The organism is Curtobacterium sp. MMLR14_002 (assembly GCF_001864975.1).
Taxonomy (GTDB): Bacteria; Actinomycetota; Actinomycetes; order Actinomycetales; family Microbacteriaceae; genus Curtobacterium; species Curtobacterium flaccumfaciens.
The window spans coordinates 6,143-6,676 of record NZ_MJGT01000001.1 but is presented as its reverse complement, the minus strand read 5'-3'; the positions used below and the strand labels follow the sequence as shown (position 1 = coordinate 6,676).

Genomic DNA, 534 nt, shown 5'->3' with positions numbered 1-534 from the left:
GTCACGGGGGCGTCGTTCGTGGTGGCCGCTTCAGCGTGCTCGGCAGGTCAGACCGGCGCGGGCAGTCCGAGCAGCAGCCGGATGTCCAGGTCGTCCTGCCGCATCTGCGCAGCGAGCTCGTCCATCGACGAGAACTTCACCATGCCGCGCACGTACGACACGAAGAGCACCGAGATCCGATCGCCGTACAGGTCGATGTCGACGTCGAGCAGGTGCGCCTCGATCTGCTTCGCCGGCACACCCTCGAACGTCGGGTTGTTGCCGACCGACACCGCTGCCGGGTAGACGGTGCCGTCGTGCAGCACCCGGGCGGCGTAGACACCGTCGGCGGGGACGAAGCCCTCGCACGCCGGGTCGAGGTTCGCGGTGGGGTACCCCATCGCCCGGCCGCGCTGGTTGCCGTGCACCACGACGCTCCGCACGGCGTGTTCCCGCCCGAGGAGTCGAGCGGCCTCGGCCACGCGGCCCTGGCCCAGGAGCTCACGGATCCAGGTGGAGGACACCCGGCGCTCACCGTCGGGTCGGACGTCGTCG

At 70.8% G+C, this 534-nt stretch carries 1 protein-coding gene; it reads right to left on the bottom strand.

The window, feature by feature from the left end:
- Nucleotides 1–47: 47 nt before the first annotated feature.
- Nucleotides 48–534 (bottom strand): riboflavin kinase (locus BIU91_RS00040; protein WP_290439498.1); only part of this gene is annotated, 487 nt, incomplete at its 5' end.